The sequence below is a fragment of the Rhodococcus sp. 05-2256-B1 genome (assembly GCF_002258465.1).
GTDB classification, from domain to species: Bacteria; Actinomycetota; Actinomycetes; order Mycobacteriales; family Mycobacteriaceae; genus Rhodococcoides; species Rhodococcoides fascians.
On sequence record NZ_NOZA01000011.1, the window covers coordinates 551,246 to 559,952 of the forward strand.

Annotated in this window: 12 protein-coding genes; 5 read left to right on the plus strand and 7 right to left on the minus strand. The window is 64.8% G+C overall.

The genetic code is table 11. The annotated features are described in order from the left end of the window. Positions 1–51: 51 nt before the first annotated feature. Positions 52–489 carry an SRPBCC family protein gene (locus CH285_RS04615; RefSeq protein ID WP_094644589.1) on the minus strand — a complete coding sequence of 146 codons (438 nt, stop codon included), beginning with the start codon at positions 487–489 and terminating at the stop codon, positions 52–54. Between the two features lie 237 nt (positions 490–726). Between CH285_RS04615 and thiD the strand changes: the two genes are divergently transcribed. The 3 genes from thiD to CH285_RS04630 all read left to right on the plus strand — a co-directional run bounded on the left by thiD (position 727) and on the right by CH285_RS04630 (position 3,480). After that, on the plus strand, positions 727–1,518 hold the full coding sequence (gene thiD / locus CH285_RS04620) for a bifunctional hydroxymethylpyrimidine kinase/phosphomethylpyrimidine kinase (protein ID WP_094644590.1): 792 nt from the start codon (positions 727–729) through the stop codon (positions 1,516–1,518). Between the two features lie 154 nt (positions 1,519–1,672). Further along, on the plus strand, positions 1,673–1,978 hold the full coding sequence (locus CH285_RS04625; RefSeq protein ID WP_027496190.1) for a membrane protein: 306 nt from the start codon (positions 1,673–1,675) through the stop codon (positions 1,976–1,978). Next, positions 1,975–3,480: a Mur ligase family protein gene (locus CH285_RS04630; protein ID WP_094644591.1), complete on the plus strand. Its 1,506-nt coding sequence runs from the start codon at positions 1,975–1,977 to the stop codon at positions 3,478–3,480. The genes CH285_RS04625 and CH285_RS04630 overlap by 4 nt, the downstream gene beginning before the upstream one ends. A gap of 11 nt (positions 3,481–3,491) precedes the next feature. Here the strand turns inward: CH285_RS04630 and CH285_RS04635 are convergent, their stop codons facing one another. The 6 genes from CH285_RS04635 to CH285_RS04660 all read right to left on the minus strand — a co-directional run bounded on the left by CH285_RS04635 (position 3,492) and on the right by CH285_RS04660 (position 6,939). After that, a complete protein-coding gene (locus tag CH285_RS04635) occupies positions 3,492–3,707 on the minus strand; it encodes a hypothetical protein (RefSeq protein WP_027496191.1) in 216 nt (71 codons plus the stop codon). A 28-nt stretch (positions 3,708–3,735) separates the two neighbouring features. Further along, complete coding sequence (locus tag CH285_RS04640; protein WP_174557318.1) at positions 3,736–3,993, minus strand: lipopolysaccharide assembly protein LapA domain-containing protein; 258 nt, start codon at positions 3,991–3,993, stop codon at positions 3,736–3,738. 87 nt (positions 3,994–4,080) lie between these two features. Next, positions 4,081–4,251, minus strand: a complete 171-nt coding sequence (locus CH285_RS04645; protein WP_027495724.1) for a CsbD family protein — start codon at positions 4,249–4,251, stop codon at positions 4,081–4,083. 114 nt (positions 4,252–4,365) lie between these two features. Beyond that, a complete protein-coding gene (locus CH285_RS04650) occupies positions 4,366–5,172 on the minus strand; it encodes a transglutaminase-like domain-containing protein (RefSeq protein WP_027496193.1) in 807 nt (268 codons plus the stop codon). Between the two features lie 84 nt (positions 5,173–5,256). Continuing rightward, on the minus strand, positions 5,257–6,276 hold the full coding sequence (locus tag CH285_RS04655) for an LLM class flavin-dependent oxidoreductase (RefSeq protein ID WP_027496194.1): 1,020 nt from the start codon (positions 6,274–6,276) through the stop codon (positions 5,257–5,259). A gap of 81 nt (positions 6,277–6,357) precedes the next feature. Continuing rightward, on the minus strand, positions 6,358–6,939 hold the full coding sequence (locus CH285_RS04660) for a TetR/AcrR family transcriptional regulator (RefSeq protein ID WP_230074079.1): 582 nt from the start codon (positions 6,937–6,939) through the stop codon (positions 6,358–6,360). Between the two features lie 93 nt (positions 6,940–7,032). On the opposite strand from CH285_RS04660, the gene CH285_RS04665 reads away from it, so the two are divergent. Together CH285_RS04665 and CH285_RS04670 are read left to right on the plus strand one after the other, a co-directional pair. After that, positions 7,033–8,175: an acyl-CoA dehydrogenase family protein gene (locus CH285_RS04665; RefSeq protein ID WP_094644592.1), complete on the plus strand. Its 1,143-nt coding sequence runs from the start codon at positions 7,033–7,035 to the stop codon at positions 8,173–8,175. A 43-nt stretch (positions 8,176–8,218) separates the two neighbouring features. Beyond that, the coding region (locus CH285_RS04670; RefSeq protein ID WP_306436721.1) for a carboxyl transferase domain-containing protein at positions 8,219–8,707 on the plus strand (489 nt) is incomplete at its 3' end.

Here is an 8,707-nt window from a genome sequence, read left to right on the forward strand (position 1 = left end):
GGTTGCAGCACAGACGTTTCGGCGAGCCGGCCGCGCCGGACGCGGCAGGTTCTACGGGTTCGATGCGCGTTCCGCCAACAGTGCGAGACGCCTCAGTGCCTCGGAATTTCGGGGGTGAGACAGCGCATGCTGAACCCGGTTGGGCACGAGCTCGAACGGCGGTGTGCTCGCGTGCTCGATCATTTCGATCGTGCAGCCGGTTGCGGTCGGGTGCAGCCGGACGGTGATGGAGGCGCGTCCGAACGGCATGGCCCGGGCTTGCAGCTGTAATTCGCGGTTCTCGTGAACGGCGACCGAGCGCGTGACGTCGCTGAGCACGAGCGGCCAGGCCCCGACCGAATGGTGGATGACACTGCCGGGAGCAGGCCACGCCGCGTCGACCGCTCTGATTCGGGATGCACCGACCACCCACATTGCGTAGGACCAGCCATCGGCAAGAACGTTCCACACGTCCTCGCATCGAGCTGTGGTGTCGCGTTTCGTCGTCACGCTCGGACCTCCGTCGTCATCTCGGTACGCCGCTACGCCGAACGAAAAGCGTTGGTATGCCGCCGTTCTCGGGGCACACGTACGGCGGTTGCGCAGTGGGGGACCGGCCTGGACTCGACTCGGATATCGGTGACGCTACCTGCCACTGAGCCGGGGCACAACGCGGCAGCGAGCCCGGCGCACGCGGCTTCTCGACCACCCGGCGCGGTGTGGGGCGTCGGTTGCCATAATGGGGCGATGTCGACAATCGCTTACGTGATCGCAGGTTCGGAAGCCACCGGCGGGGCCGGTATGCAAGCAGATCTCAAGACGTTCGAGCGGTTGGGGGTCTACGGGGTCGGCACCATCACGTGCATCGTGTCCTTCGATCCGAAGGCCGAATGGGGCCACCGCTTCGTGCCGATCGACAGTTCGGTGATCGCAGATCAAATCGAAGTGGCCACCGCCGCTCACGATCTCGATGTCGTCAAGATCGGCATGCTGGGCACCCCCGCCACCGTCGCCACGGTCGCGGAATCACTGCGCCTGCAGCCGTGGCGTCATGTAGTGGTCGATCCCGTGCTGATCTGCAAGGGGCAGGAACCCGGTGCGGCTCTCGACACCGACAATGCGCTCCGTCGCGACATTCTTCCGCTGGCCACCGTCATCACACCCAACCTGTTCGAGGCGACGACGTTGTCCGGAATGGACTCCATCGACACCGTCGAGGATCTCGGTGAGGCAGCCAGGAGGATCGCCGACCTCGGCCCCCAGTACGTCGTGGTCAAGGGTGGTGCCGGCCTACCCGGAGACGAAGCCGTCGACGTCGTGTTCGACGGACAGGACCTCACCGTCCTGCGCGCCCCGAAGATCGGCGACGAGAGGGTGTCCGGCGCAGGATGCGTGTTCGCAGCTGCCATCACCGCCGAGCTGTCCAAGGGATCCGGCGTGCTCGACGCAGTGGCCACGGCAAAGGACTTCGCGCATGCCGGCATCGTCGGCCGGTTGTCGAGCCACGCTCCGTTCGCTGCCGTCGCCTGGCAGAACTGAGCCCGCCGGCCCGGATATCGATGACGGGTCTGCCTCGAGTGCTGCGAGGCTTCATGTTTGGACGGGTTCGCCGCGGGGACACTGACGTAATCGACGTGTTCCTGGAGGCCCGGAATGCGTCGCCGGTGAAGCGAGCAGCAGTCGAGGAGACACCATGGCCCAACATGACCCCGCCGGCTCCGGTGCCGAAGCGAACGACGACGACCGCACGATGCGCGGGCACGCAGGGGAAGCGATCGTCGACGCGCGCAACTGGCCCGGCTACATCTGTATCGGTCTCGCGCTGGTCAGCCTCGGTCTGACCTTGACTGCGGCCGGCTACGGTTTCGAGGGTTGGGCGTGGACGGGCGCGGTCCTCGCGCCCGTTCTGCTCGTCGCAGGCACGGTTCTGGTGTTGCTCGAGCGTCGCCGGGTCAAGGCACAGGAAGGCAAGAGCCTCACCGACCCTGCGGGGCATTGATCGAGCCCGATCTCGGCAGGGGTGGCACGTCGTCGATCGGCGTCGGCGTGGAACTGGACGAGCTGGCACTCTCGATCGGCGCTGCGCCGTCGATTCGTTCCGTGCGAGTGACCGGGGCAAGCGACGACTCGCGAACGGTTCGTCCCGGTGACCTGTACGTGGCGTTGCCCGGCCGCCGAGCTCACGGCCTCGACTTCGAGCTCGAGGCCAAGGCCCGAGGGGCAGTGGCGGCGTTGTCGGACCGGGCCTCGACGGTTCTGCCGACACTCGTCGTGCCGAACCCGCGCCGCCGGGTCGGGGAGGTGTGCGCTCGAATTCATCGGTTCGCGCACCGAGACCTCGATCTGTACGGGGTCACCGGGACCAACGGCAAGACGAGCACCACCCTGCTGCTCGGAGCCGGGCTCGCTGCGGCGGGCGACTCCGTGGCGACCATGACCGGAATCGGTTTGGCGGGCCCGCGCGGCGCGGAAGAATCGGCCAGAACCACACCCGAGGCCGCCACCGTGCATCGGACTCTGCGCCGTTTCCGGGACGAGGGTGCCACGGCGGTTGCCCTCGAGGTGTCCTCTCACGCCGTCACCGAGCACCGCGTCGACGGCCTCCGTTTCGCGGTAATGGGGTTCCTCAATCTCACGCCGGATCACCTGGATTACCACGGAGACATGGACAGTTACTTCGCCGCGAAGGCCGAACTGTTCTCGGCGCACCGATCGACACGCGCTGTGGTCAACGTCGGCGATCCGCACGGCAAAATCCTGGCGGGACGCCTCGATATTCCCTGTTGGACGTGGTCCACGGCCGATCGCGGTGCCGATGTTCGCGGCGAGAACATCGAGTGCACCGACGTCGGAACGTCCCTGACAGCGCGAACCCCGATGGGCGATGTCGAGATCCGCCTACCTCTGCTGGGTCCGCACCAGGCCGAGAACGCTCTGGCCGCACTGACCATGGCATTGGCGGCCGGCCGCGACATCGCAGCAGTCGCGGCAGGACTCGAACGCCTCGACGCCGTTCCCGGCCGCCTCGAACGTGTCGACGTCGGACAGCCTTTCCTGGCCGTCGTGGACTACATGCACAACACGGCAGGTCAGCGGGCGCTGCTGCCGTTCGTCCGCAGCGTGGTCGCGGGTCGACTGATCGTCGTCGTCGGGGCAACGGGCGAACGTGACCCGGGTAAGCGGTTTCCACTCGGGCGAACGGCAGCCACGTTGGCCGATGTGGTGATCGTCAGCGACGAGAGTCCGCTGTCGGAGGACCCCGGCACCATCCGAGCCGCAGTGGAAGAGGGCGCTCGGGCTGCACGCTCAGCGGTGGTGGTAGTCGAAGCCGACCGCCGGCGTGCCGTGGAGCGTGCTGTGGCCATTGCTCAGCCCGGGGATGCCGTGGTCGTGGCGGGCCGGGGCTGCGATGCCGAACAAGTGTACGGCGACCACATCCTGCGATTCGACGACCGTGAGGTGTTGCGCGACGTCCTCGCCGCCCACGTCGCGCGGAGTTGAACGCGTTACCGCTACTGCGCTGCGGACGTACGTTTCCGAGCGGATTTGTCTGCTCGACGCTGCGCGAACCTGCCGGCGGACTTCAGGGCCTTGGATACGACATTGGCTCTGCCCGTTCGCTTTTCGAGGCTCACGCCGGCAAATGCCAGGAGCCGGGCAGCAATGGGCAAGCCGATCGCGACGACAAGGTAGCGGTAAAGATACTTGCGGGCCAGCAGCGGGATCATGCGGGAAGTCCTGTCGTGGGGGAGGTTGTCAGCGGACGGCCCGTCGAACCTTGACTGCTGCTGTTGCCGTCAGCGCGATGATCGCTCCGACGACGGCTGCACCGAGCATTGCGACGCCCTGCCCGAGATCGAAGTTCCAGCCGAGGAAGTTGATCGTGCTGTGAACGGTGTTCTGCAGCACGAAGATGACCAGTGCCGCAACGAGCACGACCGTGACGAGGAGGGCCAACTTCGAGGCGAATCCGCCGCGGCGCTTGGTGGTTGTGGTGTCCGATGTTGCAATCATGAGGGTTCCGTTCCGAGAAGTGGGGGTGAGCAGAAACCAAGTGCCGCCGATCGCGGTGACCGGCGGCACTCGATGCGGGGCTGCTGGTTACTTGAAGGTGTCCTTGATGTTCTCGCCGACCTTCTTGACGCCGGCCGAACCCTGATCCTTCTTGCCCTCGGCTTCGAGGTCCTTGTTGTTGGTTGCGTCGCCGACAACTTCCTTCGCCTTGCCGATGGCGTCTTCTGCTGCGTTCTTGGCCTTGTCGATGAAGCTCATGGTGTGCACCTTTCGGGTGGCTGTGATTGTTGGTAACGGATACTTAGTCGGTTTTCGAGGCCGAAAGCAAACGTCACGGGAAAGTGATCTGCATCACTCGAGCGACCGCGGCGTTCAGGTGAGGGAGACCAGCTCGGTGATGTCGTCGTGCGGAAGCTCGCCGTCGACCACGGCTGTGACGACGGAACTGTTCAGCGTGATGGCACCCTTGTGGTTGTCCAGGAATGCGGTATCGGCGGCATCGCGGCCTACCGAAATGCGAACCAGAGTGGACCGCGGTGCCAGGCACGTGGCGTCGACGACACGCCACTGGCCGCCGACGAACGCCTCGGCGACGGCATGGAAATCCATCGGATCGCATCCGGGCGCGTACACGGCCACGAGGCGGGCAGGAACATTGACAGCGCGGAGCATCGCGACGACCAGATGCGAGTAGTCGCGGCACACTCCCTGGCCTGCGAGCAGCGTGTCGACGGCTCCGTCGATCGGATCACTGCTTCCTGGAACGTAATTCAGGCGTGCGCCCACCCAGGCGGAGATCTTGGCCAGCAGTTCCTCGGAATCGGCGTAGTCGCCGAATTCTGTTGCGGCGAAACCGTAGAACTTGTCTGCTTCGGCGTAGCGGCTGGGCCGAAGGTAGAGCGACATGTCGTAGTCGGTGACGGGGGCCGGGGTGGTGTTGCCCAGGATGGTGGCGTCGTACGAGACCTGTAAGTTGCCGACGTCGGCGGGCATGACGTGAATGCGGTTGCCGTGCGGTCCGCTGACCTCCTTCGCCTCGACGGGATTACCGTCGAGAACGAAGGAGAGCGATTCGGTGACCGTCGTACCGGGGTGCGGTGCGATGGCGATCTGGAATTCGAGCGTGGTGGCGGCGGTGATGTCTACATCGAGGCGCGCGGATACGTCGCGTTTGAGCATGAGGACTCCTGGCAGGTGGGGGCGGGTGAACCTGCTGCCAGTACCCGTATCCGCCGAAACCAATCGCCCCTGGTCACCGAGTGATCAACGCCACCCCAGTGCGGGGGCCACGTCGCGCAGCAGCGTCTCCAGAACGTGTGCGCAGTACTCCACACCCAACTGGTTCGGGACGGTGAGCAGCAGAGTATCCGCGGCGGCGATCGCCTCGTCCGCTGCCAGTTCTTCGATCAGCCGATCGGGCTCACCCGCGTAGGTCTTGCCGAAACGAGCCTTGCCGCCGTCGAGGTAGCCGACTTGGTCGTCGCCGCTGCCCTCTCGGCCGAAGTAGGCGCGGTCGAGATCGTTGACGATCGGAAAGATGCTGCGGCTCACGGATGTTCGAGGAGCGAAGTCGTGGCCCGCGTCGCTCCACGTCTTGTGGAAGCGTTCGATCTGTTCGGCTTGCAACTGATGGAAAGGCACCCCGGTGTCTTCGCTGAGAAGTGTGGAGCTCATCAGATTCATACCCTGGCGCGCCGTCCACTCGGCCGTCTCGCGGGTGCCTGCGCCCCACCAGATGCGTTGGCGCAGACCCGGTGCGTGAGGTTCGAGGCGCAGCAGGCCAGGCGGGTTGGGGAACATCGGCCGCGGGTTCGGCTGAGCGAAGCCCTTGCCTTCCAGCAGGTCGAGGTAGATACGGGTGTGCTCGCGAGCCATGTCTGCGTGGTCGGAGCCCTCCGCGGGGGAGTATCCGAAGTGGCGGTACCCCTCGATGACCTGTTCGGGCGATCCCCGGCTCACGCCGAGTTGCAACCGCCCGCCCGAGATGAGGTCGGCAGAGCCGGAATCCTCGGCCATGTAGAAGGGATTCTCGTACCGCATGTCGATGACGCCGGTACCGATTTCGATGGTGCTCGTCCTGGCTCCGACGGCGGCGAGCAGCGGAAACGGCGACGACAGCTGATTGGCGAAGTGATGGACGCGGTAGTACGCGCCATCGGCTCCGAGTTCCTCGGCCGCGACCGCGAGGTCGATCGACTGCAACAGCACATCCGATGCCGATCGGGTCTGCGACTGCGGGGACGGTGACCAGTGTCCGAAGGACAGAAATCCGATCTTCTTCATCGTGCGCTCTTTCGTTGAAGGATCAACTATGTTCGTACGACTCAGCGCTCAGCCGGGTCGATTCATTCCCCGGTGCCGGCACTACGCCCCGATACCCGCCGTCAACAACTTCGCCAGTTCGAGGTAGGCGTCGCCGTCACTCAGGCCGGTCAGGCGGAACACCTCGCGCGTCTGGATGCGCACCATGACCGAGGATGCGACGTCACCGACGAATGCCGCATGGACGTCGCGTACCTCGCCACTCGCTACACCCTCGCTGATCAGCTCCTGGACCCGTCGTGCCGCGATTGCGGTGTTGCGTTCGTACACCGAACGGGCCGATTCGAGCGACGCGAGATCGGTCATGAATTGCTCGGACGCAGATTCCAGAGCGGCACCGACTGCGGTGAGATACGTGGTGATGCGGTTGCGGGTTCCGTCGACCTCGGCTACCGCATTCTCGACCTGGGTGGTCATGGACTTGAAGTAGTGCACGGTTGCGCCGCCCACCAACTGATCCTTGCTCGACGCCAACGTGTACAAGGTGGATTTGGAGCAGCGGAGGCGAGCCGCGATGGTGTCGAGCGTCAGGTGAGCGAACCCCTCGGCCAGGAACAGGCTGACGAGTTGGTCGAACAATTCCGAACGGCGAGCCGTGGCATGCGAGGTCACGGGTGCGTTCACATCCAGGATGGTACTGCATCGCCTTGTGCAGTACTGTGCATCAGTACTGCGGATCATTCTTCAGTACTGATGCCGAACATCCCGGAGGTTCTAGTGCCCGTCGCTCGTCTGTTGCCCACCGCCGAAGCGCGCGACCTTCTCGCGCTGACCCGCGATGTGGCAGACAAGGTGCTCGACCCGATCGTCGACGAACACGAGCGCAACGAGACCTATCCGACGGGAGTGTTCGCCACTCTCGGCGAAGCCGGACTGTTGAGCCTGCCGTACGCGGAGGAATGGGGCGGTGGAGGTCAGCCGTACGAGGTGTACCTCCAAGTACTCGAGGAATTGGCATCACGATGGGCGGCCGTTGCAGTCGCGGTGAGCGTGCACGGTTTGGCCTGCTATCCCGTGATGGCGTTCGGTACCGATCAGCAGAAGGCCGACCAGCTTCCCGACATGCTCGGCGGGTCGCAGATCGGTGCCTATTCGCTGTCCGAGGCGCAGGCCGGTTCCGACGCAGCGGCCCTGAGTTGCAAGGCGAGCGCGGCCGACGGTGGGTACACGGTCAACGGGTCCAAGGCATGGATCACCCACGGCGGTGTTGCTGATTTCTACAACCTGTTCGCCCGCACCGGCGAAGGCTCCAAAGGGATCTCGTGTTTCCTCGTTCCCGACGGGACCGAAGGCCTCAGTTTCGGCAAGCCCGAGGAGAAGATGGGGTTGCATGCGATCCCGACCACGTCGGCGCACTACGACAACGTGCACGTTCCCACCGAATGGCGCATCGGAGCGGAAGGTCAAGGACTGCAGATCGCCTTCAGCGCGCTGGACGCCGGAAGGCTCGGAATCGCCGCTGTCGCAGTCGGAATCGCGCAAGCTGCGCTCGACGATGCCGTGAAGTACGCGCAGGAACGCACTGCGTTCGGCAAGAAGATCATCGACCATCAGGGTCTGGGGTTCGTGCTGGCGGACATGGCCGCCGCAGTCGACTCCGCACGCGCGACCTATCTCGACGCGGCTCGTCGTCGGGACGCCGGACTTCCATACTCCCGCAACGCTTCTGTGGCCAAGCTGATCGCTACCGATGCGGCCATGAAGGTGACGACCGACGCCGTGCAGGTGTTCGGCGGGTACGGCTACACCAGACACTTCCGCGTCGAGCGCTACATGCGCGACGCCAAGATCACGCAGATCTTCGAGGGCACCAACCAGATTCAGCGTCTCGTCATCGCCCGATCACTCGCGACCAACTGACCATCCGCACCTTGCTTTCCACACACACGTAGGGGACATCTGCATGACGACAACCGAACCCGATATCCATACCACTGCGGGTAAATTGGCCGATCTTCGTAAACGTCTGGGGGCTGCGGAGATGCCGTCGGGTGAGGCGGCGGTGGAGCGGGTCCACGCGAAGGGCAAGTTGACCGCGCGGGAGCGGATCACGGCCCTGCTCGACGAGGGCTCGTTCGTCGAACTAGACGCGTTGGCGCGGCACCGATCACAGAATTTCGGTTTGGGTGACAATCGCCCCTTCGGTGACGGTGTTGTCACCGGCTACGGCACCGTCGACGGCCGCGATGTGTGCGTGTTCTCCCAGGACGCGACCGTCTTCGGCGGCTCGTTGGGGGAGATCTACGGCGAGAAGATCGTCAAGGTGATGGACCTGGCGATCAAGACCGGAAGGCCGTTGGTGGGCATCAACGAAGGCGCCGGGGCCCGCATCCAGGAAGGGGTGGTCTCCCTCGGGTTGTACGGGGAGATCTTCCACCGCAACGTCCGCGCC